We start from the raw sequence: 26,871 nt of genomic DNA on the forward strand, positions 1-26,871 counted from the left end.
CTGTCGCAAACTAACTTGCTAATATCGAATCTGAGCTTGCTGGGGCGAAAGGGAGAATGAGCGAACATGAAGTCGCGAGGATTTACGCTTATCGAACTGCTCGTGGTGGTCGCTGTGATCGGCCTGTTGGTGGCGCTGTTGCTGCCCGCGGTGCAGGCTTCGCGAGAGTCTGCTCGGCGTCTCAGCTGTGGTAACAACCTGAAGCAGCTGGCCCTGGCCATGCACACCTATGCCGATACCTTCCACCAATTGCCCGAAGGCTTGCGGCAAGAAGGTGCTCCCTACCGAGGCTGTACCTTCTATACCAAGCTGCTCCCTTACATCGAACAGCAGCCTCTCTACGATGCCTGGGACTTCACCAACCTGCAGGCCAATACCACCAGCGGTCGCACGGCCACTCGCATCGCCCTGCTGATCTGCCCGTCTGACGTGTTTGAACAAGATGTGTTTGAAGTTCCCGCCGACGCAGCTTCTGGGGTGAATTACGCCGGCCGCTATGCGGGAACGAGCTACGCCGGCAACTCGGGCGATGCCAGTTACTTGGCCGCTGATGGCCCCACCAAGCCGACGGGCGTGCTGTTTCTCACCGGGCCCGCGAGCACGCCGCTGCCGAATCAACAGGCCGTCAGTTGGCGCGAGATCTCGGATGGTTATAGCAACACCATCATGCTTGGCGAGAAGTTCCACACCGATCACAACTTCGATAGCACCCCCGGCAACACGCGCGGCAACTTGCACCTGCACCAATGGTCGATGTGGGCCTGGTCGGGTGGTTATAAGGGTGCCGGGCATGTAATGGGGAGCGCTGCGGTTCCATTAAACGAACGGGTTACTTTGCCACTGCTAAAAGGTACGCTGCCGCAAGATCGCCGCATCGCGGCTTGGGGCAGCGGGCACCCGCGGGGCGTGAACTTTGTCCTGTGTGATGGCTCGGTTCGCTTCCTCCGCCAAGAGATCACGCAAGCCACGCTCGCCGCCCTCAGCACCCGCGAAGGTAGCGAAGCGATTCTCGAAGATTTTTAGTCGCTGGCCAAAGAGCTAGGTTGAGTCAATGTGTCGGATTGTCTTGCCGCTGTGCCTGCTGATTCTCCCCCTCGTGGGCTGTGGCGGCGTTCGTTACCAGACCACTGAGCTGCAGGGGAAAGTGGTGAAGGACGGTCAGCCTTTGCCCGGCGTGTGCGTCCAGTTTCATCCCGATCCCGAGGCCGATACCAAAGGTCCGTCGGCCATTGGCGAAACCGACCAGGACGGCTCCTTTACCCTCCGCTATGCCCTGCCCGGCGAGACCACCAACCAGCCCGGGGTGGTCATTGGCGCGCACAAGGTGACCTTGGCCGATACTCAGCAGCCGCCGATCCGCCAGGGCAGCCCCCCGCCCCACAGCCGGATTCCGCTCATCTATCAGGGCGTTCATAGCACGCCTCTACGCCTGGAAGTGAACTCCGGCATGCCCGCCGTCGAGATCGAGGTTAAGTAAGGCCCGAATCAAAGCTGAAAACAGGCCTTGAACCCGTGCTGCCCCGCTGGTGTCTCTAGCATTCATCTTGCGGAGCAAGATGACTTCGGTGGGCATGATCTTGCGGAGCAAGATGACCACGGTAAGGGTGTTCTCGCTCGGTCCCCGCCTGTTGCCCGGGCCCCCGCGCGAGTACCATCAATGATTCGTTTTTGCTTGTGCGTCGGCGGTTTCTGGTTCCTCCGTAAGTACCTCCGCCGGGGTGCATGAGCCAAGGCCTTGTGCAATCACCACCGCGAAATGACCATTCGCCGCGCTCCCACGTACGACCAGCTCGAAAACCTCTTGGCCGACCGCGTCCTGATTCTCGACGGCGCGATGGGCTCGATGATTCAGCGGTACAAGCTGACGGAAGAGCAGGTCCGCGGCGATCGTTTTGCCACGCACACGAAAGATCTCGTCCGCTTTTCGGACATCCTCTGCCTGACCCACCCAGAGAAGATCACCTCCATCCATCGGCAGTACCTCGAAGCCGGGGCCGATATCGTCGAAACCAACTCGTTCGGTGCCAGTGTCGTCGGCATGGAAGAGTTCGATCTCCCCAGCAATCTGGTGCAGGAAATCAACTTCGCCGCGGTGAAGTGCGCGCGGCAAGCTGTCGACGAATGGAATCAAAAAACGCCGCACAAGCCGCGCTTCGTCGCTGGTTCAATCGGCCCGACCACCAAGCAAATGACGATCTCGACGAACGTCGACGATCCAGCGTATCGCAATGTCGAGTTCGACCAGCTGGTCGATTCGTACTACGGCCAGATCGAGGCGCTGATTGATGCCGGGGCCGACTTGTTGCTGCCAGAAACAGTCATCGACACTCTGAATCTCAAGAGCTGTCTGTTTGCGATTGAAAAATGCTTTGCGGCCAAGGGAATTCGCCTGCCGGTGATTGTCTCGGGCACGTTTAGCGCTGCGGGCGTCACCTTCGTCTCATCGCAAAATGTCGAAGCTTTCTGGAACAGCGTGTCGCACGTGCCGCTGCTCGCGGTGGGCATGAACTGCGCTCTCGGCCCAGAAACCATGCGGCCGCATATCGAAGAAATGGCCAAGGTCGCGGGAACGAGGATCAGCTGCTATCCGAACGCGGGCTTGCCGAACGAGATGGGGCAGTACGATCTCGATCCGCCACAAATGGCAGCCCTCACTGGCGAGTTCGTCGAGAATGGCTGGATCAACATTCTCGGCGGTTGCTGCGGCACCACTCCCGCGCACATTGGCGCGATGGCCGAACGCGTGCGCAAGATGAAGCCGCACCAGGTGCCGCACAAAGAGAATTGGCTGCGGCTCGCGGGCAAAGAAGCATTCACGCAGCGGCCCGAAAGCAACTTCACGATGATCGGTGAGCGGACCAACGTCACCGGCAGTAAGGCCTTCGCGCGCTTGATTCGCGATGGCAAGTTCGAAGAGGCCGTAGATGTTGCTCGCCAGCAAGTGACCGGCGGCGCCACGATCATCGATATCAACATGGACGACGCGCTGCTCGACGGCGAGGCAGCCATGACGCGTTTTCTGCGCTTGATCGACGGCGACGAAGAAGTCTCGCGCGTGCCGATCATGGTCGACAGCAGCAAGTGGTCGATTCTCGAAGCGGGCCTCAAGTGCCTGCAAGGCAAGGGAATCGTCAACTCGATCAGCTTGAAGGAAGGCGAGGAAGAGTTTTTGCATCGGGCGCAGTTGGTGCGTAACTATGGCGCGGCCTGCGTGGTGATGGCCTTCGATGAAGTCGGCCAGGCCGTCGAAATCGAAGACAAAGTTCGCATCTGCAAGCGAGCCTATGACCTGCTAACCACGAAAATTGGCTTCCCGCCGGAAGACATCATTTTCGATCCCAACATCCTCACCGTCGCGACGGGGATGGACGAGCACAACAACTACGCGATCAATTTCATCGAGGCGACGCGGCTCATCAAGCAAGCGTGCCCCGGCGTGAAGATCAGCGGCGGTGTGAGCAACGTCAGCTTTTCGTTCCGTGGCAACGACATTGTCCGCGAAGCGATCCATAGCGCGTTCTTGTATCACGCCATTCGCGCTGGCCTGGACATGGGCATTGTGAACGCGGGTCAGTTGGCCGTTTACGAAGAAGTGCCGAAGGAATTGCTCACCCGCGTAGAAGACGTGCTGCTCAATCGTCGCCCGGATGCCACCGAGCGGCTGATTCAGTATGCCGAGACCGTGAAGGGCAAAGGCAAAGCGGCCGCGACCGAAGACCTCAGCTGGCGAGAAGCAAAAGTTCAGGAACGCCTGAAGCATGCGCTGGTGAAAGGGATCGACAAGTATATCGACGAGGATGTCGAAGAAGCTCGTCACCAGTACGATCGCTGCCTGCGGATCATCGAAGGTCCGCTCATGGACGGCATGCAGGTCGTCGGCGATCTGTTCGGCGCTGGCAAAATGTTCTTGCCGCAAGTGGTGAAGAGCGCCCGTGTGATGAAAAAAGCGGTCGGCTATTTATTGCCCTTCATGGAAGAGGAAAAGAAAGCCTCGGGCGCTGAGCAACAAAATTTCCGCGGCAAGTTTTTGATTGCGACCGTGAAAGGCGACGTGCACGACATCGGCAAGAACATCGTCGGCGTGGTGCTGGGCTGCAACAACTACGAAGTGATCGACCTGGGCGTGATGGTCTCGGCCGAGAAGATTCTCGATACGGCCGTCAATCAAGAGTGCGACATCATCGGCTTATCTGGACTGATTACGCCCAGCCTCGACGAAATGGCTCACGTCGCCCGCGAAATGCAACGCCGCGGCATTCGCAAGCCGCTGCTGATTGGCGGAGCCACGACCAGTGCCAAGCACACGGCCGTGAAGATCGCGCCGCAATGTGCCGAGCCCGTCGTACACGTGCTCGATGCTTCCAGGTGCGTGGGTGTCGTCGACCGCTTGCTCAATCCGGAACTACGCCCGTCGATGGAGCAAGAGAACAAAGAGTTGCAACAACAGCTGGTCAAGTCGTACCAGCAGCGGCAGGTGAATCTGGCTCCGCTGGCCGAAGCTCGCGCGAAGAAGTTCCCCACCGATTGGTCGTCGGTGCAGATCGACAAGCCGGCGTTCTTGGGTCGCAAAACACTGCGGGATATCCCGCTCGAGAAGATCGTTCCCTACATCGACTGGTCGCCCTTCTTCATGACCTGGGAGTTGAAGGGGAAGTTCCCCAAGATCTTCAGCGATCCGACGGTCGGCGGCGAGGCGAAGAAAGTCTACGACGATGCGCAGGCCCTGCTGACCAAGATCATCCAGGAGAAGCGACTCACCGCGCATGCCGTGTACGGCTTCTGGCCCGCTGCCAGCGACGGCGACGATATCGTGCTGTTCACGGACGAATCGCGCACGCAGGAACTGACTCGCTTTCACACGCTCCGTCAGCAATGGGCCCGTCAGGGGCAAGACTATTTCCGAGCCCTCAGCGATTACGTCGCGCCGCTGAATAGCGGTCGGCAAGATTACCTGGGCGCGTTTGCGGTCACGACCGGTCTAGGCTGCGATGAGTTGTCGCTGGAGTTTGTGAAGCAGTACGACGACTACAACTCGATCATGGCCAAGGCCTTGGCCGATCGTCTCGCCGAAGCGCTCGCCGAAATGTTGCACGAGCAAGTGCGGCACGACTGGGGCTACGAGGTCGCGGGGACGAACACGAAAGAGCAGTTGATCGAGGAAGTCTATCGCGGGATTCGTCCGGCTGCCGGCTATCCTTCGCAGCCCGACCATACGGAAAAGCGCATTTTGTTCGATCTGCTGGCAGCCGAAGAGAATACAGGGCTGCAGCTGACGGAATCGTTCGCGATGTGGCCGGCAGCGAGCGTGAGCGGGTTGTATTTCGCGCATCCCGAGGCAAGATATTTCGCCCTCGATAGAATTACAAAAGAGCAAGTTGAGGATTACGCCCGGCGGAAGAAGATTCCCCTGGCCGAAGCTGAACGCTGGCTCGCGCCCAATTTGGGCTATGATGCGTAACGGAAGTTGATCCCACCAGCGCCCGACGCACGAACAGCGGCGGGCGTTCTCCTTTTATCACCGATGGCTCATGAACTTTTTTGCTATCCTGTCCGCTCCCACGGTCGATTGGCTGCCCCTCGGCCTGATCAACATTTTTGGACAAACGGTCGAAGGCTCGGACCTGGCCATTGTCGCCTTGCTGGTCCTGCTGGAAGGCGTGCTGTCGATCGATAATGCGCTGGTGCTCGGATTGCTCGCCAAGCGCCTGCCGGTGCATCAACGCGCGCGGGCGCTCAGCTATGGCCTCATCGGCGCGTTCGTGTTTCGCGTGATTGCCATTTGCACCGCCAGCCTGCTGCTGCAATTGCCGTTTGTGAAGTTCATCGGCGGCGCGTACCTCGTCTATATCGCCGTGAAACATCTCTTTTTCGAATCCAAAGAAGAAGGGCACGACGAAATCAAGCTGGACGAACATGGCCACCCGATCATCGTCGACGAAGAGACGCAGTTGCCCGTGAGCGGGGCCCGCGAAGAACAAGAGATCGAAGAACGCTCGCCATTGCCGATCAAGCCTGTCGGCAAGTCGATGGTGGGCGCTGCCTTCTGGCCCACGGTGCTCGTCATCGAACTGACCGACGTGGCCTTCGCCGTCGATTCGATCCTCGCCGCCATGGCCTTGGCCGGCAGCCGGACAGAAAAACTGTGGGTGGTAATCACGGGCGGCATTATCGGCGTGGTGCTGATGCGTTTTGCCGCGGCGATCTTCATTCGCTTGCTGGAAAAGTTTCCGCGGTTCGAAATGTCGGCCTACTTGCTAGTGATCGTGATTGGCCTGAAGTTGCTCGGCGACTGGACGTTCAATAGCGATTGGAGCTTCCACAATCACTTTGCCGAAGGGATGCTGGGAAGCGCCAAACCGACATTCGTGCAGATCGAAGAGCGCCGTCGCGAAGCGGTACACGACTACGAAGAGTGGCTCGGCGAAAACTGGCCGCTGAAGATCGTGCCGGAACATATCAGACTTGAGCGACAGATTGCGGCCGCCAAGGAGGCCGAAGAGCGAGACGAAGAGAAGATCGCCGCGCTCGAAAAGCGGCTGGATCATCACAACACGCATCACATTCCGCACTTGCTCGACTTCCACGACCTGCGGCGTCCCGAGTGCATGAGCTTTTGGATCATCATGGTCCTCTGCTTCTGCTACGGATTTATCCCCGGCAAAAAGCACGGCCATAGCGAAGCCAAGCCGGCGTAAGGTCGCAACGCGATTCCGCCCCTGGAACAGGCCGGGGGCACTACGCGACGAAGTGGTGAGTCGAGGACACAGACGATGCTCGATGTCGATCGACTCTCCTCCGAAATAACATCTGCCATCTATGAGCATGACCGGGAGCTAGTCACTCAGCTTATTGCTCAAGACCCGACGCTTGTAAAACGCAATAAAGGGGGCACATTCCTGCACGACGCGGTTGGAGCGCAGTCTGCTGACCTTACCCAGTTGTTGCTTGATCTTGGATCGGACATTAACGCTGGGTGCGGTAGCGACAAGGATGAGACGCCGATTATGCATGCCATCATGAATGACTTGCCTGACATTCTGCAAATGCTTTTGCAAAATGGTGCTGATCCCAAGTGTGCGAATCCCAAACTTACGATCGGTGCGATCGTTGGTCCTAAGCGACGCTCGTTGGAGATGGTCAAAATTCTGGAGTCGTTTGGCTGCGACTTGCATCAGGTCTTCCAGAATGAGCAGACCAATCGGCCCATGAACGCACTTAGCTGCGCGATCGACTGGGGCAAGAAAAATGTCGAGGCCTATCTACGCTCGAAAGGTGCCAGACTGCCCGACGAGTCTCTTGCGAACGATGAAGTCCTGGAGGCGACTCTCGTTGATGACCTGGAAACCGAAGTCGTGGCGTATTTTCGCCAGCATTTTGGTCCGCCCGAAGAACTGTCGCTGATCGAGATCGTCCCCTCGGGAATTCCCATCGGGATTCGCTGCATCCCCGCTGCTGCCGACCGAAAGCACATCACCCTGTTTACCGTCGGTATGTGCAATCACCTGATGACCGTCCCCGCTGGCATGGAGCAGTATGCGCGCGCAGAAATCTACATTCAGTTGCCAGAGAACTGGCAGGTTCGCGAGTTGGGTGATCCCGAGTGGAGTTGGCCGCAGCATTGGCTGCGCTCGCTGGCTCAGTACCCTGCGGATAACGACACTTGGCTGGGTGGCGCGGTGGCTCTGGTCGCCAATGGCGATCCGCCGGAACCCTTGGCACCAAACACCAAGCTGACGACGCTGCTGCTGATGGCGGAAAGGGTGCTTGTCGGCCCGGCGGGCGAGGTCGTGCAGCTGTACCGAATGTCGCCCCTGTACACCGAAGAGCGTGACCTGGAGATTGCGGCAGGCCTGCCGGCACTGCTGAACGCGTTCGATCGTGAGAACATCTCGTTCATCGTCGACGTGCAGCGCAAAAATGTCGCCACTTGACCACGTCTTCGGCTGCGACAATGTCGTTAACATTTCTCGATAAATAGATCGCTATCTTATTGACAATGAATCGTCACCTGGCGCTAATGGCGGGGTGTTCTTCGATCGTGGAGTGAACGAGGAGAGTGCAGGCCGGAGGTGCGCAGATAGTAAGTGGCCGCCATCGTTGAACGATGGTTGGCTGGGACGAGCTGCGCAGCGATCGGGCGGGCCGTTGGCCCTTGGGGGGTTCGCTTGCTTGTCCTCCCAGACCTGCGGTTTGGGCTGGTAGCAAGCGCACCGTTGGTGCTGCCGGATAGGCAGTGTCATCGAATTCGGCAGGCAATTTTAGGGACGATGAACTTCCCTAGAGGAGTTGAGGGCGGGCGTGACTGGCGGAAGTAGACACCCCCTCGAAAGAAGACTGTTCAGAGGTGTTTAGATGGTTATCAAACGGTTATCAAGAAATCGCGAAATAGTCGCCCATAACCTACCGAAAGTGATTGTGGTGAATCGGCTTAAGTGCAGTTTTCAAAATGAAAAAAGTTCGCCAAAAAGTTATCAAAACGAACGGTTCGCCAGAGCGGTGGTGATAACCGATTTGTGGCAGCCGCCAGGCTGATTAAGGGAAGTGAGGCAGCCACTAGAAAGGGGCTGGTCAGGGGGCGGTAAGATGCGAATTCAACTAGCGAGGTACCATCAGCGCTGGCGAGGTTGCCGTTCCGCCGGGATAGAAAGCCCAGTAGGTTTGGCCGTCGAGCTCGTTTTGTTTGAGCCAGGTGCGGCGTTCAGGCGGCAACGAGCCCAGCAGCAAGTGCAGGTCGCGCAGGACAGGGTCGCTTGCCCCGTAATACGAATGTCCCCACGGGCCGCCATCGATGGCCGAGACATCGATCGTGTGCATACCCGCCACCAGGACGAGCCCACGGCTGGTGTCCCCGGCGCGGGCATTGCGATGGAAGAACCGCGAGGCACTCAGGGCGACATCGTTCGACGAGGCGTACAGGGTGACCTGCTTGGCGGTGCGTTGAATCGAAGGGGCAATATTGTCGCGGAAGTCATCGGCGTCGATATCGGGGGCGGCGAGCACCACCTGGTTGAACAGGCGGGCCTGATCGCGCATCTGCAGATCGATTTCGCGGAGAGCCGTCGTGAGGGCCCGATTGCCCATGCTATGTGCAACCAGGTTCACAGCCTTGGCATCGGTCTGTTCGACAATGTCGAGCAGGAACTGCTTCAAGTGAGGCGTGGCCCAGCCCACGCTGGCTTCGTCCTTGCCGTAGGTAAGCAGGAAGTACTTGTCGGCCGGCCAGCTAAAGAACACGGGTGCGCCGCGCAGTTCGAGGTCTTTGGCCATCTGAGCCGTGCGGCGAGCGGCATCTTCGAACGAGACATTGAAGCCGTGCACGAAGACGAGCAGTTCGCGATCGGGCGAGTTCGCCACCTGAGCTCGCAACTGTTCGTAGAAGGCATCGTCTTTCAGGCGGATCGTCTTGCGCAGCACGATGTGCTTGTCGGGATCTTCCTGCACTTCGAGCCGAATGATCGACGGGCCCTCGAGTTCGCCCGGCTTGTGACTTTTCGGGATCGTCACCTCGCAGATGCCCCGTTCGACACGGCCGCGGTCACTGCGGTCGGCAGAGTACTTGGGCTCTTCGAGAGCAGCCTTCTCGGCCACGGCGATCGTTTCGCGCACGCCATGCCACACGGCCAACGTGCTGAGGATGAACAGGACCACCGTACCGATCAACCAGGTCAGCTGACGGGTCGTAACAACGACGCCCAAGCCGAAAATGGTGAGCAGCAGCAGGATCAGCGGCGGCGTGAAGCGAATCAAGCGAGCAATCAGGCTGTCTTGATTCACGAGCACTGGCAAGCGATCGGTGCCGTAGAAGACACGGATCACATCGAATTTTTCGTCCGGGTTGACTGCGGGCTGGGCGATGGGCTGCGGCGCTGGAGCTTGCTCGGCGGCAACTTCGGCGGCGGCCGTGACAGGATCGGTTTCGGCCAGCGGGGCAGGTGCGGGAGCGGTTGGCGCGGGAACGAAGAGGGGAGCTTCGGCGACGGGTGCAGCTGCAGACGGTGTTTCGGGGGCCGCTTCCGGAGCTGTGTTTTCCGTAGGAGCAGCTTCGGGAGTCGCTGTTGCGGGCGGTGCTTCGGGCGCTGCTGGTGGATCCGATTTCGTTCCCGGCGAAAGGAAACGAGGAGCAGGGTCGCCTGTTGCAGCGTCCGGTGCAGCGCCCGCGGGGGCCGGCGGTTGAAACGGTGCAAAGCCTGGCTGGTTGAAGTCAGCAGGGGGCGCTGAGCCACCGCTGGGTTCGAAAGTGGGCTGCGGCGCGGCAAGCGATGGTGCTGGACTCGGAGCCGGCGCTGCGGAATGAGCGGGGGTGGTTTCAGGGACGAGGCTGCTGCGGAATGCCGACGAGCTGGGCTTGGGCAAGCCGCTGAGTGAACTTTTGGGAGGAGCAGAACGGGCCGTGCCAGGCTTAGGGATTGCTGAGGAGACGCGCGGCAACTTGCCGTAGGTCTTGGGTGCCGGGGCAGCAGGTGGTGGAGGAGGCGGTGCTGGTGCCACGGGCGCTGGAGCTGGCGAGGAAACCTCTGGCTCCGAACTCCCTTCGTCGGGCGCGTGCGGCAACAGGCTGTCGGATGCAGCGGGCGGTGGTGTCGAAGGGAAGATGGTCGGGGGCTGGGGGGCCGGCGCGGTGGGCTCGGCAGGAATGTGAGGAAGTGTTGTTGTGGGAGCTGGAACAGTGGGCGCGGGCACACCACCCAGCGGCGCGGGTGCGGTTTGCGTTTGGTTCCACTGCGGCAAGGGTCGTTCTTCCGCGAGTGGCAACGAGAACGCACGCAGCGGATTGCCCGCAGGTGTTGATTCAGGGACAGCAGGCGCGACCGGTGCAGCGGGTGCAACAGGCGCTGGGGCATCTGGCGTTGAAGAGCGAAGCGGGTTGGGATCGCCCAGCGAGGGTCCTCCGGCAGTGTCTGCTGCGGGGGGAACGACTGCGGGGAACGTGGACGCTGGTGGTGGTTCGCTGCTGCCAGGATTGGTCGGCGGAACCGGGCTGAACGGCTGAAGGACCGAGCCAGGCTCGGGCGCAGGTTGAAACTGCGGCGCGGGACTGCCGGCAGTCGTTTGATCGGCAGCGCCGGGTAACAGCGGTGGTGCACTGGTAGCAGGAGCAGATGGAAATGGCGAAAGAGGAGCCGGGCTGGGTGAACCCGCGGGTGGCCAAAGCGGCAGATTGTCGGCCGCGGTGGTTGCCGGTGGTGCGCTGGTCGCGGGACGTCGCGCGATGTAATCGGCTGGAGGATCGGCTGCTGGTTGCAACGGCACCATGGAGGACTGCAGGAGCGGCGAACGAGCAGGCGCGTGCGCAGATTGGCTCGCGTCTTCGGAGCTGCAGCCCACGAAGGCCCCGCAGCCAGAGACCAAGCCTATGAATAGGAGTGCGCAAAAACGGTATCGCGTCATGCGGCTGCCTCGCTTCCTTGCTAGCAGTTCGCGGTCGGCAGTCGCTGTTTGTGCAGAGGCTGCCGTGTGTCGAGAAGATCGTATAACGGGCAGTCGACACAGGGCCCGTGAGGACTTGAGAGAAGTTCGCAGAGAGCGCGAAATCGGTGGGAGATGGCGGCGATTTATGCAGCGATACTTATGCCGCGCGACCTAGTGGCGGTGCTAGCCGCGATCGTCGCTTGGAGAGCCAGCCTTCGCCCAGGACGGTGAGGGCGATGCGATCTTCCAAGTTCGGGCGGAAGACAGTGAGCAACATCAGCGGCATGAACCAGGCAATGTAAGTGCCGCCACCGTAACCGTGCCAGAATTGCACTGCCAGCATCATGGCCGCAGAACAGCTGAGGAGTGTGCCGAGGTTTTTCTGAGCGGGCCAAATCGCGAAGCTGGCACTTAAACAGATCGAGAGGGCAATGCAAGGCAAACGATAGATCGGATCCCAACCAAAGGAACGCTCCCACACGCCGCGGAGTTGACCGGCATCCATGTTGGGCAGGAAGAGCCCGAACATCTGCCGAATTTTTGACCAGAACGAAATCATGTCTTCGGAGACAAAGGCCAGCGAAATGGCGGTGACGGCAATGGCACCGATCAGACCGAGCAGGAATCGCAGCACGCCTCGTTGCCAATAGAAACTGATCCACAGGGGGAGCAAGAAGAGCGGATAGTAGACCACGCCGACGGAGAGCCCAATGAAGATGCCGGCCAGCGCGGGTCGGCGATAAAACACCACGGCCCAGAGCATGAGCGCGGAGGGGAGGACGTGATCGATGTGGCCGGTCATCTGCGCCGTGTAAGGGAGCATCAAGTACAAGGCGGCGGCACCGATGCCGAGTTTGACGTTGTCGAAGTGCCACAGACCAACAATGACCAGTGCGATTACTACGGAGAGGTGCGAGATGATGGCCATCGTTCGCGCGGCGGGCGCGAGTGCAACGCGGGGGTCATCGTGGGCCAGGCGACCAAAAGGCAAGGTAGGAATCGAAGGGAGCGTAAGCAACATGTAGTAGCCCGGACCGACGCGATAGTACGCTTCGACCGGCTTGTGATTGGCGCTTGTATCCTCAGCATTGATGATGGCTTGCGCACCTTGCGAGCCGTTCAAGTCTTCGCTGCTCACTTCGGAGGTGAGCAAGTTGGCCAACAAAAAGAACAGGAGGGCACAACCGATGAAGAGCAGGCCGCCGTTCGACAGATTGGGCTCCAGGAGTGGTCGGCGGACCATCGTGGGGTCGCACAGCAAACGGACCAGCAACAGCAGCGAAACACCGAGCAGCCAGAGATAGCCGAAGTGCATTACGCTGCGAGCTTTCTCGGGCGAGAGATTCGGCAAGCGGGCCAGCAGTTGATCGAGTTCCGCTACGGCCGCTTTGTCTGTCACCACTGCCGGGTTCACAGCGGGTGGTACCGGATCAGCGGCGACTGGCGGAGTAACTTCAGGCTTGGGTTCGCCTTCGCTGGGTACAACTTCTGAATCGGTGGTGGCCTGAATCAGGTGATAGGCCTTGCGCGTGGCCAGTTCGCGTTTGAGTTGATTTTCGGGAGAGAGCGGTAGGGAGTCGGTTTCGTCATAGACAAAGAAGCGGTCGGGCGAGACTTGCGTGGTCTCGTTCGCAGGGGGTTTTTCCGGCGACTCAGCTGGTGCGCTGGATTTATCAAGTTCGCTCGGCGCAGGCGGAGTTTGATTGGGCTGGGGTTGCTCTGGTGGGGGCGAGTTGTCTGGTCCTACATCCATTGCTGGAGGAGCATCACCGGCAGGAACAACCGCAGCCGCTTGTGGCAGCCGAGAGAGTTGCTCGCCGTAGTAAACCATCAGCAGGCCAGGGGCGAGGAGAATGATCAGACAGAGATCCAGATTTCGCACGCTCCAAAAGCGATTGAATTTGAAGTACAAGCCAATGATCAACAGCGACGATAGGTAAGCCCACGTCGTTGGCTCGACTTTCTGGTATTGAAAAAGGATCTCGCTCATTCCCGCTGATCAAATTCCTGTTGATCTTCTAACGCCGCAACCCTGCAGCGTGATCGAAGCAAGTGGTGTCTCTCAACGTAAGTTTGTTCAACCGCGAACCGATGCCGCCTGCATCCGCTCTGACGTATTGATGCGGTTGACTTTGCCTCGCTGATCGCATCTCAACGACACACAGCAAACCGACGAGCCGTACCAACAACTTTCAACGAACCGGCCCAGGAAACCTAACCGGTTGACGGGAAACCGGCAGAGAGGGAAGTTGCCTTAGCGGAGAGCGGATCTGAGTGACTCCGACCCGCCGAACCCTGTGAAGAGTTCGTGAAGGAGGCGTCGCTACAAATCGGCGCATGACCGCTAAAGTAATTGTCTAGCGTACGTATTTCGGGCATCATTGCAAGGTCTATCGGCCCCCCGCGATGGCTGCGACGAACTCCTAGTACGTCATGTAAGCCGTTGACGCGATTGATCTTGCGAAATGTAACCGGCATGTTTCCGTCAGCGGCCCTATTTTGCTTTTGGAGAGCCTCGGTGGCTGAAACTGTATTTTCCCGACTCTGTCAGCTGCTCGATGCAAAGCAGCTGAGCTATGAGGTTCTGCACCACGCGCCGGTCTTCACTAGCGAAGAAGCGGCTGCTATTCGCGGCACCACGCTGGCCAGTGGAGCGAAGGCTCTGATCTGCAAGGTCGACGAACAGTTCGTCCTGATCGTGCTGCCGGCCGATCGCAAACTCGGCAGCAAGCTGGCCCGCAAAGCGATCGGTGGCAAGTCGCTCCGCTTTGCGACCAAAGAAGAAGTGCTCGAAAAAACGGGGCTCACCCCAGGCTCGATTCCGCCGTTTGGCAGCTTGTTCGGCCTGCCCACCTGGTGCGATGAACTGCTGGCTCAACAGCCGCAACTCAACTTCAACGCGGGCGATCACGCCATCTCGCTGAAGCTGAGCTACGAAACTTACCTGCAGGCCGAACAGCCCGCCTCGCTTCGCTGGCCGAATAGATGTGCACTTCATCAAGCCGAGGCTGATTGCATTGGCGCAGCAATTTGCTAGCATTCCGTTGTTGAAATTAGAGGAACTCTTTCTCAGCCCTGTGAGTTCTGCGTGCAAGTGAATTGATCCTGCCCATTCTCGAGCCAGTTCAGCAAAGGAGTGCGATTATGCTAGTGCTCAGTCGTAAAGTTGGCGAACGATTGCTCATCGGTGACAACATCGCGATCACCGTCGTTCGCATCCAAGGCGGTGGCGTTCGTATCGGAGTCGAAGCCCCGTCGCATCTCGCCGTGGTGCGCGAAGAACTGAAAGAGAAGTTCGAGCAACAACGCCTCAGCGAACAATCGGCATCGCCACCTGCGAGTACGTAGTGGGCGTCGCGCAGCGGTGTCACTTGCTACTCGTTGCGTCCAACTCCACTTCCTCACGTAGCATTTCTTGAATCTCGAACAAGACAGCCCAGTCGTCGGTTGCCAGCAACCTGTGCTGGAGCGCCTTGATCGTCTCTGGCTTAGTGCTTGCCCAGAGACGAACCCGTGCGCGCATCTCGCTCGTGTACCAGTCGGCATCGGGAACCATCTGCGCGGCGGAAGAGCCAAAGGTGACATACTCTTTCACGACGAATCCCCAACGCCGATCGATGGGATCGATTGCAAACGTATGTGAACAGGGCTGGCCAAGATCGCTGGCAATCAAACCGCGCAACCCTTCGACGATGTTCGTACGCTGCGTAAACAGCGGAATGCCGAGCAAGCGGTACTGATGCTCCCGATGTTCGTGGCCACACGCACCGCATTCAACGAGCCCCAAGGTCGAATCGAAGGCCGAAAACCAAAACAGTACAATCCCCAGCAAGGCAGTTGCCGGCGCAAGAATGTGTGGATCGCCGGAAGCACGCAACTTCACGAACAGCCAGGCGCAGAGCATGGTCACAAAGATGCCCATCGCGGCAACCACGGCTGAATTGATGGCCACGAACATTAGCAGGCCCATCGCTGTCATCGCGACAAACAGGTGACGCATCGAGAATTGCCAGCGATTTGCATCAAGCGGAGTCATCGTCATTTACTGGCCGGGTATTTTCGATTGGCGGGCCATGTACTCCCGCTGTAGATCTTCCAACGAGCGTTCGTAACGCAACTCAGTTTCAATCCTTGAAACCACTTCCCAGAGATGTTGTTTCGCGTGTTCGGCACACAACTCCTCGAATAGAACCGGTTTCGAGTGCCGCCAATTCCGAATCCGCTGTCGCGAATCGTCGGTGTACCACTCTGGCGTGCTGACATACCTGCCGTGCTGACAATAGCCTTCTCGAGCCGTCATCTCTGATACGAACAGCCCCCATAGTCGACTGTTCTGTGTTGAGGCCAACTCATGCACGCAGGGTCGACCCAGATCGCTGTCAACCAAACTAAGAAAAACCTCCCGGTACTCGGTTCGATGCGCGAAGACTGGTAGGCCCAAAAGTCGCACGCGGTACTCCTCATGCTCTCGCTGACAGTTCAAGCAGCGGACTTCGGTGGAACTGTAGTCACACGCACTGAACCAAAGGACAACAATCCCCAGCAAGGCTGTTGCCGGCGCGAGAATGTGTGGATCGCCGGAAGCTCGCAACTTCACGAACAGCCACGCGCAGAGCATGGTCACAAAGATGCCCATCGCGGCCACCACGGCTGAATTGATGGCCACGAACATCAGCAGGCCCATCGCCGTCATCGCCACAAACAGGTGACGCATCGAGAATTGCCAAGAGCCCGTTCGTCTGCTCACGATGGTTGCCCTCGGTCAAAGTAGTACTTGGCTTTGGCACAGTAGTCTTGAAACTGCTGGTCCGAGGCGAAGGCATGCCGCGGAATGACATAAGCGGTCAGCGCGGTGCTGTAGACGTAGAGTCCTTTCGCGTCGCTGCCGACTTTCTCGATCCCTTCCCAGCGAAAGGCCGACTGGCAAAGCGTGGAAGTGAAGATCAGAAACTCCGGGTTAATGGTAATTCGCCGCAGACCGAGGAGTCCCAAATTCTTCCCTTTCTCATAGGCCTGCTTTACTGCCGTGCGCGAGCCCGATCGCTGCGCTGCGACTACCATACCGCCGATGAGCGCGAAGGCGAAGGCAAATCCAACCACACCGCAGGCGATCATCTTGGTGAAGTCGTCTGGCCGGCCCTGGTTCATTACCGACATCAGGCCGACCAACATCACGCAAATAGCAACGCTGGTAATGACCGCCATCAACACGCGGCCCCAAGCATGGGCGCCCGTCGTCTTCAGGTGGTAGTCGTGATAGTCGAGTAAGTCCTCGAAGATTTGCTCGAACTCGACGGACATTCCCTCTTCTTCGCCGACCAGCTGCGCGACCAGAACCTGCTCGCGCGGTGCTTCAACGGCGTTGGGAGACGAATAAGGATTGAGGTTGCTCATAGCCGCTCATGGTAAGGAGCAACGCGGGGAAATTCACCTCAAATTTTGCGCAGACAGGTACCGAGTTATTTGGCCGGCCGTTGATTGCCGCCGCCCACAGAAACGCCTATCGTGAGGCGCAATCGCAGCGAGGACTTTTGCGCGAGCGCAAAAAAAGAGGCAGGCTGCCGAAAGATGAATGCGACAGACTGCCAAATGAACGATTGCAAAATATGATCTGGGAGCAAATTCTATGTCGCACCGTGATTCGTCGCAAGGCAGTCCTAGTCTCTGGAAGGTTACGATTTGCGTGACTTTCGCCTGTGTTTCTTTCGCATACCGAACCATTGCTGCGCAAGAATCGCCACCGAAAGCTACGGCCACGAAACAATCAGCCGCGACCGCTTCTGCAACCACCAAAGGTGAGGCTTGGGCCAAGCAGAATCTCGACGACCTGCTTGCTGTTTACCAGCACTTTCACAAGACGCCAGAACTCTCTTTCCAAGAGAAAGAGACAGCTGCCACGCTGGCCAAGCACCTGCGCGAAACAGGAGCCGAGGTCACCGAGAACGTCGGCGGCTTTGGTATTGTCGGCGTGTTGAAGAACGGCACCGGCAAAACCGTGATGGTTCGGACCGATCTGGACGCCCTGCCCGTGAAAGAGATGACGGGGCTGGCCTACGCCTCGCAAGTAATGGTGAAGAACGACACCCGCAACGAAGTGGGCGTGATGCATGCCTGCGGCCACGATATTCACATTACCAATCTCATTGCCGTGGCTCGTTACTTTGCGGCGAACAAAGACGATTGGAAGGGGACGCTCGTCCTGCTCGGCCAACCGGCCGAAGAGCGCGGTTCGGGCGCTCGCAAGATGCTCGAAGACAAGCTATTCGAACGCTTCCCAAAGCCCGACTATGCACTGGCTCTTCACTGCGACTCGACGCTCGCAACCGGCAAGATCGGCATCCGCGGCGGCTACATTCTGGCGAACGTCGATAGCGTCGATATCACCGTGCGTGGTCGCGGCGGTCATGGTGCCATGCCTCACACGACGGTTGATCCCATCGTACAAGCGGCCGAGTTGATCGTCGCCCTGCAAACGATCGTCAGCCGCGAGATTAAGCCCACCGAACCGGCAGTGATCACGGTTGGTTCGATTCACGGCGGCACCAAGCACAACATCATCGGCGATACCTGTCACCTGCAGCTCACCGTACGCAGCTATACCGACAAGGTTCGTGCTCAATTGAAAGAAGCGATCGAACGTAAAGCCAAGGGAGTGGCCATTGCCTCGAATGCACCGGAACCGGTGATTGCGTTTTCGGATGGCACTCCGGCCACCTTCAACCATGAAGCATTGGCTGCTCGCATTGGTCAGCTATTTCGCAAACAACTCGGCGAAGAGAATATTGTGCCCGGCGAGCCCTCGATGGGTGGTGAGGATTTCAGCGAATACGGCCGCGCGGGCGTGCCGATTTTGATGTATCGCTTGGGAGCCGTGAACGGCAAACGCCTCGCCCGCTTCAAGGAACTGGGACAAGAGCCCCCTTCACTCCACTCGCCACTGTTCTATCCTGATGCAGACGAAGCCATCGTCACCGGTGTCAGCACCATGACCGCTGCCGTGTCGGATTTGTTTGCCAAGTAACTTGTAGGCCGGTCACAAGCGGTACTCCGCGATGTTCCGGCTTACCACCCACACCAAAGTCCTCATGCAATTCCGTCTGCTCGATTTCATTTTGCTCGGCATGCTGCTGGTGGTAGTTACCGGTGGCATGTTCTATGGACGCCAGCAAGCAATCGCGGTCTACGGCGATCAGTCAGCCCAAATGGAATGGGACCATTGGCGCGAGGAGGCTAAGGATTTGGCCAAGGGAATTGGTCCCGTCACTCGACGAGTTCCCAAAAGTGCTGAACCACCGGCTCTAAAGCTGATGCGCGACTATTTTGCTGTTTGTCTGGCCCTGGCACTGCTGCTGAGTGGCGTGCTGTTCATGACCATGCTGGCGTTCATTCGCGGGGCATTCAGCACCGGCAAGTTTGTCGATCGTTCACCGCCCGAACCGAAAAAAGCCTCTGCTGGGTGAGCAACCAGTCTCCTGCAAAACGCCCCGCCCTGCGGCGGGGGTTCATCGGTTTTTGCGCTAGACTTTGCTTTCGAACGCCGCAGGCGAGTTAATGTGCAAAAGCCGTTAAACTCCCGGGACAGGCTCGGGGGCGGGAAGAACTACCCCCTTGTCATTCCCGCCACGACCAACCTTCTTCCAAAACGCCCTTGCAATCTCTTCTCCCGCTGGTAAACTCACTGGCTTATCGTTTTTGGGTTTGGGTGACGTAAGGACCAGTTCCGGTCACATGCCAAGAGGCCAAAGGGGCCAAAAAACGGCACTGAAGGATAGTTCGTTGCACCCAGGCTGAGCAGGCACTGCCGCTCGGCCGCGTGGAGGAATGACGGCGGAATATGACAGTTACGAAAGAACGTAAAACAGAGTTGATTTCTGAGTATCGCCGGAGTGAAACAGACTCTGGTTCGCCCGAGGTGCAAATTGCGGTGCTGACAGCCCGCATCAATAACCTAACCGAGCACATGCGCACACACGACAAAGACTACCACAGCCGCCGTGGGCTGCTGGCGCTCGTCAGCCGTCGCCGCACGTTGCTCGACTACCTGCGTCGCGAGAATGCGGCCGGCTACACCGAAATTATCGGTAAGCTCGGTATTCGTAAGTAGTTGGGTGGTGAATTGGTTGCCACGAACCCGTTCGTGGTCAGCAGTTGGATCTGAGTAGTTGAATAATCGTCGAGAAAATTGGTTTTCTCTACCGTTTACGTTCTGAAGTACGGCGCTCAGCGGGCCTGTTGGCACTGGGCGTGAATGATGTCAGCCCTGATTGGCAGGGCTTGATCGGCCAGGTAGCTGGTCTGTCAATGGATTTGGTCTTCCACGCGTCGAGTAGCTAGCCATCCTCAGTCTCGGTGGAGCTGATGGTTAGTTGGATGTTCGCGCGCTCTCGCATCTGTCTAGCAGAGTGGGCGGTTAGTCTTGCTTCGTCAGTCGCAACATAACTCTTCTGCAAGTCCCCGTTTTGTGGTCTCAGGTTCGCGCAGTTCGCAACCGTTTGTGTTGTCCTTTTTTCAGTCTGACTTTTCAGTTGAAGCGGGCAGCGGTCGCAGCCGGAACATAGGAAAAGAAAGTATCAGGTAGCAGCAGTGAAGCATCGCGTCGAAAAGAAAATCGGCAGTCATACTCTTTCGTTCGAAACAGGTTTTCTCGCCAAGCAGGCAGCGGGAGCTGTTCTCGCCCAATATGCCGACACCGTCGTTCTGAACGCGGTTGTGGGTGGTGCCGGCCGACCTGGCCAGGACTTCTTCCCCCTCACTTGCGATTATCGCGAGCGGGTTGCTGCTGCGGGCAAGTTCCCCGGCGGCTTCATCAAGCGGGAAGGTCGCCCGACCACGAAAGAAATTCTGACCTCGCGCCTCTGCGATCGCCCGATTCGCCCGCTGTTCCCCAAGGGATACCGCGAAGAAGTGCAATGCCAGGCGATGGTCATGTCGAGCGACGCCCAGAACGACGCCGACGTCCTCGCGATGAATGGTATCGCTTGTGCCCTGTTCATTTCGAACCTGCCGTTCCGCGGGCCCATCGCCTCGGTACGCGTGGGCCGCGTGAATGGCACGTTCATTCCGTTCCCGAGCCAAGATGACCTGGAAGAGAGCGATCTCGACCTGATCGTGTCGGGCAGCGAAACCTCGGTCGCCATGATCGAAGGCTTTGCTCGCGAAATGAGCGAAAACGACATGTACGACGCGATCCTCTTCGCGCACGGCGTGATTATCGAAATCTGCCAGATGCAGCGCGAGTTCGCCGACAAGGTTGGCGTCAAGCGTCCCGATTACGTCGCTCCTCCGGATGACGGCCTGATGGACCGCATCAAGAGCGGCTACTACGACGCTTATCGTTCGGCCAAGCAAACCTCGGGCAAGCAAGCCCGTGCTGAAGCTGTGAAGGCAGTCAAGGCTCAAGCTCTGGCTGCCATCATTCCGGACCCCAAGGCCGACGGCGCTTACAAGCCCGAACGCTTCTCGTCGGTGTGGCACGAATTCGAAGAGATCGTCGTGCGCGACCTGATTCTCTCCGGCAATCGTCCCGATGGCCGCGACAACAAGTCGCTGCGTAACATCGAATGCGAAGTCGATGTGTTGCCCCGCGTACACGGCTCGGCCGTCTTCCAACGTGGTGAGACGCAAGCCCTCGTGACCATCACGCTCGGCACCTCGCGTGACGAGCAACGGGTCGACGGCCTGTTCGAAGAGTACTCGAAGAAGTTCATGCTCGATTACAACTTCCCGTCGTTCTCGGTCGGTGAATGCCGTCCGATTCGCGGTCCGGGTCGTCGCGAAATCGGTCACGGTGCGTTGGCCGAGCGGAGCGTCGCTCCCGTTCTGCCTTCGCCCGAAGAATTCCCCTACACCATTCGCGTCATCAGCGACATTCTGGAATCGAACGGCAGCTCGTCGATGGCCAGCGTGTGCGGAGCGACGCTCGGCCTGATGGCCGCGGGTGTGCCAATCAGCAATCCAGTCGCCGGTATCTCGGTCGGTCTGGTTCAACAATCGGAAACCGAATGGTGCTTGCTCACCGACATCATCGGTGACGAAGATCACTTCGGCGATATGGACTTCAAGATTGCCGGTACCCAGAACGGCATCACTGGCATTCAGCTCGACCTGAAGATCGAAGGCATCAGCAAAGAAATCATCAAGGCGACGTTCGAGCAATCGCGCGAAGCCCGGATTCAAATCCTCCGCAAGATGCTCTCGTGCATCTCGCGTCCGAAAGAAGACATCTCCCTCTACGCTCCGCGCTTGCTCCGCACGACCATTGACCCCGAGAAGATCGGCGCTCTCATTGGTCCTGGCGGCAAGATGATCCGTGGCATTCAAGAAGCCACAGGTTGCGTGATCGAAGTGGACGACAGCGGCATCGTGACCATCGCGAGCAGCAATCGCGAATGGGCCGAAGCCGCTTTAGCTCAAGTCGAAGCCGTCACGGCCACCGTGCAGATCGGCAAGATCTACAACGGCAAGGTCAGCAGCATCAAGGATTTCGGTGCCTTCGTCGAAATTCTGCCGGGCCGCGATGGCCTGGTCCACATCAGCGAACTTGCTGGTGGTTTCGTCAGCTCGGTCGGCGATATCTGCCGCGTCGGCGACGAAATGAAGGTGCTCGTGATCGACGTCGATGACCATGACCGCGTCAAGCTCAGCCGTCGTCGTGCCCTGGAAGAACTCGGCTTGCCCGATGAACTGGTGCCGAAGGATGGCGGGCCGCAAGGCGAAGGTGGCGAACCACGCCCACCTCGTCCGCCACGCGATGATCGCGGCGGCGACCGTGGTGGTGACCGCGGCGGAGATCGTCCTCGTCATGACCGGGGCGGTGACCGTGGTGGTCGCGGCGGCCGAGGTGGTGGCGGAGGCGGCGGTCGTGACCGTCGCTAGTCGAAACCAGCCTGAATAGTCCATAATCAAAACCCGCGAGAATCACTTCTCGCGGGTTTTGTGTTTCCTGACTCCTGACTTCCGAACTCTGTCCTTCTGACCCCAGGGCCAGCCGATGGCTGAAGAAACTCCGCTGCCGGCCTCCTATGAAGAACTGCGAGCACAGTTCATCGAACTGGCCGAACTGGCCGGCTCGCTCGCGCACGAGATCAAAAATCCCCTCTCCGTGATTCGCATGAACATGGAGCTATTGGCCGAAGACTTCGCCGATCCCGCGACCCCCAAAGAGCGCCGGGCACTCGCCAAAATCGAGATGGTTACGCGGCAATGCACGCGGCTCGAGAATCTGCTCAACGACTTCCTCCGCTTCTCCAGGCTGCGGCATCTCGAACTGCGGCTCGGCAGCCTGAATGAACAAATCGAACGAGTGCTCGACCTGTTTGAGCCGCAAGCCGCCGAAAACGGCGTCGAAGTGATTCGCTATCTCGATGCCGATCTGCCCAGCGTCAAGCTCGATCCCGAGACCGTTCAGGCAGCGCTCGTGAACCTCGTCAAGAACGCACTCGAAGCAATGCCCACCGGCGGACAGTTCGTCGCGCGCACACGGCTCACACGCACCGGCGTGGCACTCGATTTGATCGACACCGGCTGCGGCATGGACGAACGCACCGCCATGCGCATGTTCGAAGCGTTCTACACCACCAAGTCCGGCGGCTCCGGTCTAGGCCTGCCTACCGCCCGCAAGATCATCGAAGCCCACGGCGGCCGCATCGACGTCCATAGCCAGGTCGGCCGCGGCACACAATTCACACTCGAATTCCCCACGCCACTGCGACTCGCTGATTAGCAAAGCCGTTCATGACTTTGGCCTTAGTTGGACAAGTAAATTGAAACGGAAGTTACGATGCTGGGCTCATTCCGTTCACCGCACCGCTGAGGGAGCACGCCGATGCCAACGCTGATTACTGAACCCACTCGTATAGAAGCCGCAGGTACTCCGCCGAAGAAGATCGAAGAGTTCATCGGCCGGGTGAACTCGAAAACCGAGGCCCTGAGCATCGCTCGCATGACAAGCCCCAGTGGCTGGAGCGAACCGGGGCAAACGCCACAGTTCGACGAGTACACGGTGGTGCTGCGAGGGACCTTGCGAGTGGAGACAAAGGGGCTGACCTTTGAAGTGGCTGCGGGGCAGGCGATTATCTGCCACGCGGGCGAGTGGATTCGCTACAGTACGCCGGGAGCAGACGGGGCGGAGTACATCGCCGTTTGTTTGCCTGCCTTCTCCCCCAGCACGGTGCATCGCGATGACGTGGGCCAGTAACGCGACTCCCGCATTTCCCAATCCAAAAAACAGTCCCGTGTTACTTGACAAACGCGCAGAAAAAACATCATATGTACCAATCAAGTGATTATCATGTACTTCCGAGTAGCCGCTCAGCAATTGACGCAAATGGCACGACGCTCAAGTGAGGGGTGTTCACAAACCCAGGGGCCGGCATGAGCAAAAACGTCGTATTTCCCGAGAATGGCGCGGCTCGGTGTCTTCCGAGGGGGCCGGTTTGTGAACAAAGTTTTCTCGAGCTAGGTGAGTTGGCGTGACTTAAGTTAGTCGAGAATCAGTAGGGTGAGTTCGGGCGGGCAATTGAACCGCAGGAGGTGTTCGCCGCTAATGCCGCGGCCGACGTGCATGAGCGTGGGGCCTTCGCGAAAGAGGCCCGCGGCGTAGCGGGTGCCAAAGCGACTGGGAGAGATTAGCGGACCGATCCAGGGGAGGCGAATTTGCCCGCCGTGATTGTGTCCGGCCAGCATCAGGTCGAACTCTTGCTGCTGGGCCCAAGCAAACAGGTCGGGCGTATGGGCGAGCAGCAGGCGAAACTCGGGCTCTGGATAGCTGGGCTCTGGAGACTTTGCACTCTTCAGAGGCACCGACGGCGCTGGTCCGTGCCAGGGAAGTTCGTTACCCGCGATCAGCACCGGCACATCGCGAATCGACAGTTGCTGAGAGCGGCCAGCAATATCAACGAAGCCACAGCGCCGCAGTTCTTCCCGCAGCAAGGTTGCCTCGGGCAGGAGGAAATCGTGATTGCCCAGGATGAAGAACTTTCCCAGCGGTGCCTGAAGCGAACCGAAGAGAGGTTGGATCCACGGAAGGCACCTGGTTCGTTCGGCAATATCGCCGGTGAGCAAAATCAGATCGGGCTGAAGTTCGTTGGTCAGGCGGATGACCTCGGCGTAGAACTCCCAGCCAACTTTGCCGGTGAGGTGAATGTCGGTGAGATGAGCGATGCGCAGGCCCTTCAGCGCGGGCGGCAAGTTGCGGAGTTTCAAATGCTTGGTTTGCACCTGCAGATGAAAAATCTGGTTGCCGGGCAGCGATGCACAAAATCGCGGAAACAGGCCCTGCACGGGAATGCTAGGCAGTTGCTCGCGCAGGTTGAGTTCGCGCGTCTCGGTGGCGATGAGTTCGGCCGGTGTGGTGTAGCGGAGCTTCGGTATCAGCCAGATGGGAATGATCTGCAGGCAAGCGACGATGCAGCACCAGAAATAGACGGCGCTCAACATGGTCAGGGTGCTGAGGTTCGACCAGGTGTCGATGTCGAGGATCGGCCGATAGTAGAAGTTCGGCGATTGCCAGGCGACGACGAGGGGAATCGAGATCGCCGCGAGAAACAGCAGTCGTTCGAGCGTTTGCCGCAAGCGATACGGCCAAGCTTCGCCGTGCAAGCGATTGAACAGCCAGAGAGTCGCGGCGAAATGGCCGAGGGCTGCGAAGGGGATCAGCAAGCAGAAGAGGGCGAGTTCCATGCGGACTTCGCTAGGCCTGACTGCCGGGCTCGTTGGACCAATCGATGATGGTTTCGACGGTATCGAGCAGTTGCTTGAGAATGAAAGGCTTGATCAAGATGCCGCGATTGTGCAGACCGGCCTGGCGAGCTTTGACGAGGGTATGTCCGGCGTCCCAGCCAAACTCGCTCATCAAAATGAGAGGTACGGGATGAATCATGCGTTTGAGTCGCATCATCAGCTCGTAGCCGGTCATATCGGGGAGCTTGATGCCGGTGAGCACCACGTCGTACCGCGAATCTCGCAGGCTGTGCTGGTAGAGCGATTCGGCCTCGTCGCCACGCTGGGCGGTCTCGACGACGCAGCCATATTTCTCCAGCAAACAGTGGGCGCTGGTGCGCACAGCCGGCTCGCTATCGACGACCAACACGCGGCGGCCGCGCAGCTTCGGCCGATCATCGGCGGGAACTGCACTCGCCGGAATCGCTTCGGCCGGAGCCATTTTGCGGCCCACTTGCTGAATCACCGCTTTGATTTCACGGGCCCGAACAACGATATCGTTCAAGCGATCGGCGACGGTTTGCTCGGCACCGCTGTACTGCTGCGCAATCATCGTGGCGTCGTTGAGAATCGCATCGATGGGCAGAGCCACTTCGCGGTGAATGAGTTCGACGCTCTCTTGCGCGGCGTTCGCACGCTGGGCAGCGAGCAGGTCGAGCGTGTTGAGCGACATGGCGACGTCGCGACAGAAGATTTCGAGAAACTGCAGGTCGCTATCGGTGAAGGCTCGGGGCTGCGGACTCTCGACATTGAACGTGCCGATCACCGAGCCGTGCATCTTCAGCGGAACGGTCAGCGAGCTCTTGGCACCTTGAATGCCTTGCAAGTAGAGCGGGTCGTTGGCGGTGTCTTCGCACAGGTAGCTTTTGCCGGTGGCCGCGACAAACCCAGTGACACCGTTCTTCTCTTTACTGACATGCAGCACGCGCTGCGCGGCGTCTGGGTCCATGCCCACTTCGAGCAGCGGCACGAGTTGCTTGGTCTTTTGATCGACCACGCGAATCTCGACGACGTCGAACTTCAGCAGGTCCTTGATGCAATGCAAGATGTTCGACTTGAGCAGTTCGACGCGCTCTTCGACGGACATCTCGAAGATCTCGTCGGGCTTCATGTCTGCCAATTGACGACCGGCATCTTGAATGGCGGTCAGCTTGTGCCGCTGCTGCGTTTCGACCGTGACATCGCGAACCGTGACGACCAGATTCTTGGTCTTCTCCTCTGGGGCGACGATCGGGGCGGCATGCAGGTGGAAGTAGCGATTGTCGGTGGTCTTCAGCAGCGAGTTGACCGGGTGATTGGTGCGGAACGCTGCCCGCAGGGGTGCTGCTTCCGTGCCGACGATTTCGGGATTGCCAAGAGAGGCGAAGAAATGCTCGCCGACGATGTTGCCGCGATTCGTCCAATGCCTCAGGCGTTCGTTCGCCCAGAGGATGATGCATTCGCTATCGAGCAGGGCCATCGCATCGGGAGTTCCCTCCAGGATGCGATCGTTTTCGAGCAGGCGGCCGAGTCGCAGGGCTTCGATGAAGCGGGGGGCCGAAACGTAGATGCCGTCGAAGTGTTCGCGATTGATCCGCGCCAAAGCACGAACGGGGTTGTGGACTTCGACGATATCGCACGACGTACTGATAGACTCGGGCAAATCGTCCGAATCACCAGCTACATGAAGAACCTTTGGCTTGCCGCTCACGCCCCCGCTCCTGCACGCCGCGACCCACAACACCGTTGGATTATAGGTCGTGG

20 protein-coding genes are annotated in these 26,871 nt (G+C 58.8%); 13 read left to right on the forward strand and 7 right to left on the reverse strand.

All coding sequences use genetic code 11. The annotated features are described in order from the left end of the window. Positions 1-66: 66 nt before the first annotated feature. From NA78x_RS24240 to NA78x_RS24260, 5 genes are all read left to right on the forward strand, one after another. The gene (locus tag NA78x_RS24240) at positions 67-1,023 is read left to right on the forward strand and encodes a DUF1559 domain-containing protein (RefSeq protein WP_425614967.1); all 957 of its coding nucleotides are present in this window, start codon (positions 67-69) and stop codon (positions 1,021-1,023) included. A gap of 28 nt (positions 1,024-1,051) precedes the next feature. Then, complete coding sequence (locus tag NA78x_RS24245) at positions 1,052-1,477, forward strand: hypothetical protein (protein WP_425614968.1); 426 nt, start codon at positions 1,052-1,054, stop codon at positions 1,475-1,477. A 279-nt stretch (positions 1,478-1,756) separates the two neighbouring features. Next, entirely contained in the window at positions 1,757-5,458 is a 3,702-nt protein-coding gene (gene metH, locus NA78x_RS24250) for a methionine synthase (protein WP_425614969.1), read from the forward strand. A gap of 70 nt (positions 5,459-5,528) precedes the next feature. Then, positions 5,529-6,695: a TerC family protein gene (locus NA78x_RS24255; protein ID WP_425614970.1), complete on the forward strand. Its 1,167-nt coding sequence runs from the start codon at positions 5,529-5,531 to the stop codon at positions 6,693-6,695. Positions 6,696-6,770: 75 nt separating this feature from the next. Next, complete coding sequence (locus tag NA78x_RS24260) at positions 6,771-7,931, forward strand: suppressor of fused domain protein (RefSeq protein WP_425614971.1); 1,161 nt, start codon at positions 6,771-6,773, stop codon at positions 7,929-7,931. Between the two features lie 664 nt (positions 7,932-8,595). On the opposite strand, the gene NA78x_RS24265 is transcribed toward NA78x_RS24260, so the two are convergent. Then, entirely contained in the window at positions 8,596-11,253 is a 2,658-nt protein-coding gene (locus tag NA78x_RS24265; RefSeq protein ID WP_425614972.1) for an alpha/beta hydrolase, read from the reverse strand. Between the two features lie 313 nt (positions 11,254-11,566). Then, positions 11,567-13,399: a glycosyltransferase family 87 protein gene (locus NA78x_RS24270; RefSeq protein WP_425614973.1), complete on the reverse strand. Its 1,833-nt coding sequence runs from the start codon at positions 13,397-13,399 to the stop codon at positions 11,567-11,569. Between the two features lie 528 nt (positions 13,400-13,927). Here NA78x_RS24270 and NA78x_RS24275 point away from each other — a divergent pair. Continuing rightward, the gene (locus NA78x_RS24275; protein WP_425614974.1) at positions 13,928-14,446 is read left to right on the forward strand and encodes a YbaK/EbsC family protein; all 519 of its coding nucleotides are present in this window, start codon (positions 13,928-13,930) and stop codon (positions 14,444-14,446) included. 107 nt (positions 14,447-14,553) lie between these two features. Beyond that, a complete protein-coding gene (gene csrA / locus NA78x_RS24280) occupies positions 14,554-14,757 on the forward strand; it encodes a carbon storage regulator CsrA (RefSeq protein ID WP_425614975.1) in 204 nt (67 codons plus the stop codon). A gap of 19 nt (positions 14,758-14,776) precedes the next feature. Here csrA and NA78x_RS24285 read toward each other — a convergent pair whose 3' ends face one another. From NA78x_RS24285 to NA78x_RS24295, 3 genes are read right to left on the reverse strand one after another with little or no spacing between them, the layout of a single operon-like run. Beyond that, complete coding sequence (locus NA78x_RS24285; protein WP_425614976.1) at positions 14,777-15,445, reverse strand: hypothetical protein; 669 nt, start codon at positions 15,443-15,445, stop codon at positions 14,777-14,779. Positions 15,446-15,451: 6 nt separating this feature from the next. Then, positions 15,452-16,123 carry a hypothetical protein gene (locus NA78x_RS24290; protein ID WP_425614977.1) on the reverse strand — a complete coding sequence of 224 codons (672 nt, stop codon included), beginning with the start codon at positions 16,121-16,123 and terminating at the stop codon, positions 15,452-15,454. A gap of 29 nt (positions 16,124-16,152) precedes the next feature. Then, positions 16,153-16,803 carry a YcxB family protein gene (locus NA78x_RS24295; RefSeq protein ID WP_425614978.1) on the reverse strand — a complete coding sequence of 217 codons (651 nt, stop codon included), beginning with the start codon at positions 16,801-16,803 and terminating at the stop codon, positions 16,153-16,155. 232 nt (positions 16,804-17,035) lie between these two features. Here NA78x_RS24295 and NA78x_RS24300 point away from each other — a divergent pair, with 232 nt between their 5' ends. The 6 genes from NA78x_RS24300 (at position 17,036) to NA78x_RS24325 (ending at position 23,605) form a co-directional block, all read left to right on the forward strand. Continuing rightward, the gene (locus NA78x_RS24300) at positions 17,036-18,430 is read left to right on the forward strand and encodes a M20 metallopeptidase family protein (RefSeq protein ID WP_425614979.1); all 1,395 of its coding nucleotides are present in this window, start codon (positions 17,036-17,038) and stop codon (positions 18,428-18,430) included. A gap of 64 nt (positions 18,431-18,494) precedes the next feature. Next, positions 18,495-18,869: a hypothetical protein gene (locus tag NA78x_RS24305; RefSeq protein WP_425614980.1), complete on the forward strand. Its 375-nt coding sequence runs from the start codon at positions 18,495-18,497 to the stop codon at positions 18,867-18,869. Positions 18,870-19,243: 374 nt separating this feature from the next. Continuing rightward, positions 19,244-19,513, forward strand: a complete 270-nt coding sequence (gene rpsO / locus NA78x_RS24310) for a 30S ribosomal protein S15 (RefSeq protein ID WP_145095007.1) — start codon at positions 19,244-19,246, stop codon at positions 19,511-19,513. Positions 19,514-19,992: 479 nt separating this feature from the next. Beyond that, positions 19,993-22,284 carry a polyribonucleotide nucleotidyltransferase gene (pnp, locus tag NA78x_RS24315; RefSeq protein WP_425614981.1) on the forward strand — a complete coding sequence of 764 codons (2,292 nt, stop codon included), beginning with the start codon at positions 19,993-19,995 and terminating at the stop codon, positions 22,282-22,284. Positions 22,285-22,399: 115 nt separating this feature from the next. Further along, on the forward strand, positions 22,400-23,131 hold the full coding sequence (locus NA78x_RS24320) for a sensor histidine kinase (protein WP_425614982.1): 732 nt from the start codon (positions 22,400-22,402) through the stop codon (positions 23,129-23,131). Positions 23,132-23,233: 102 nt separating this feature from the next. Then, the gene (locus tag NA78x_RS24325; RefSeq protein ID WP_425614983.1) at positions 23,234-23,605 is read left to right on the forward strand and encodes a cupin domain-containing protein; all 372 of its coding nucleotides are present in this window, start codon (positions 23,234-23,236) and stop codon (positions 23,603-23,605) included. Positions 23,606-23,889: 284 nt separating this feature from the next. Here the strand turns inward: NA78x_RS24325 and NA78x_RS24330 are convergent, their stop codons facing one another. Together NA78x_RS24330 and NA78x_RS24335 are read right to left on the reverse strand one after the other, a co-directional pair. Beyond that, the gene (locus NA78x_RS24330; RefSeq protein WP_425614984.1) at positions 23,890-25,089 is read right to left on the reverse strand and encodes a metallophosphoesterase; all 1,200 of its coding nucleotides are present in this window, start codon (positions 25,087-25,089) and stop codon (positions 23,890-23,892) included. 10 nt (positions 25,090-25,099) lie between these two features. After that, complete coding sequence (locus tag NA78x_RS24335; RefSeq protein WP_425614985.1) at positions 25,100-26,818, reverse strand: response regulator; 1,719 nt, start codon at positions 26,816-26,818, stop codon at positions 25,100-25,102. Between the last annotated feature and the right edge of the window lie 53 nt (positions 26,819-26,871).

Origin of the sequence: Anatilimnocola aquadivae (assembly GCF_049819085.1) — a bacterium.
Lineage (GTDB): Bacteria > Planctomycetota > Planctomycetia > Pirellulales > Pirellulaceae > Anatilimnocola.

Excerpts from the sequence above, each read along its gene's own strand:
- NA78x_RS24260 (WP_425614971.1), top strand. The coding sequence starts at position 6,771 with ATGCTCGATGTCGATCGACTCTCCTCCGAAATAACATCTGCCATCTAT.
- NA78x_RS24300 (WP_425614979.1), top strand. The coding sequence starts at position 17,036 with ATGTCGCACCGTGATTCGTCGCAAGGCAGTCCTAGTCTCTGGAAGGTT.
- NA78x_RS24295 (WP_425614978.1), bottom strand. The coding sequence starts at position 16,803 with ATGAGCAACCTCAATCCTTATTCGTCTCCCAACGCCGTTGAAGCACCG.
- rpsO (WP_145095007.1), top strand. The coding sequence starts at position 19,244 with ATGACAGTTACGAAAGAACGTAAAACAGAGTTGATTTCTGAGTATCGC.
- NA78x_RS24320 (WP_425614982.1), top strand. The coding sequence starts at position 22,400 with ATGGCTGAAGAAACTCCGCTGCCGGCCTCCTATGAAGAACTGCGAGCA.
- NA78x_RS24330 (WP_425614984.1), bottom strand. The coding sequence starts at position 25,089 with ATGGAACTCGCCCTCTTCTGCTTGCTGATCCCCTTCGCAGCCCTCGGC.
- NA78x_RS24325 (WP_425614983.1), top strand. The coding sequence starts at position 23,234 with ATGCCAACGCTGATTACTGAACCCACTCGTATAGAAGCCGCAGGTACT.
- NA78x_RS24255 (WP_425614970.1), top strand. The coding sequence starts at position 5,529 with ATGAACTTTTTTGCTATCCTGTCCGCTCCCACGGTCGATTGGCTGCCC.
- NA78x_RS24290 (WP_425614977.1), bottom strand. The coding sequence starts at position 16,123 with ATGCGTCACCTGTTTGTGGCGATGACGGCGATGGGCCTGCTGATGTTC.
- NA78x_RS24265 (WP_425614972.1), bottom strand. The coding sequence starts at position 11,253 with ATGGTGCCGTTGCAACCAGCAGCCGATCCTCCAGCCGATTACATCGCG.
- NA78x_RS24305 (WP_425614980.1), top strand. The coding sequence starts at position 18,495 with ATGCAATTCCGTCTGCTCGATTTCATTTTGCTCGGCATGCTGCTGGTG.
- NA78x_RS24270 (WP_425614973.1), bottom strand. The coding sequence starts at position 13,399 with ATGAGCGAGATCCTTTTTCAATACCAGAAAGTCGAGCCAACGACGTGG.
- NA78x_RS24285 (WP_425614976.1), bottom strand. The coding sequence starts at position 15,445 with ATGACTCCGCTTGATGCAAATCGCTGGCAATTCTCGATGCGTCACCTG.
- metH (WP_425614969.1), top strand. The coding sequence starts at position 1,757 with ATGACCATTCGCCGCGCTCCCACGTACGACCAGCTCGAAAACCTCTTG.
- NA78x_RS24240 (WP_425614967.1), top strand. The coding sequence starts at position 67 with ATGAAGTCGCGAGGATTTACGCTTATCGAACTGCTCGTGGTGGTCGCT.
- NA78x_RS24245 (WP_425614968.1), top strand. The coding sequence starts at position 1,052 with ATGTGTCGGATTGTCTTGCCGCTGTGCCTGCTGATTCTCCCCCTCGTG.
- csrA (WP_425614975.1), top strand. The coding sequence starts at position 14,554 with ATGCTAGTGCTCAGTCGTAAAGTTGGCGAACGATTGCTCATCGGTGAC.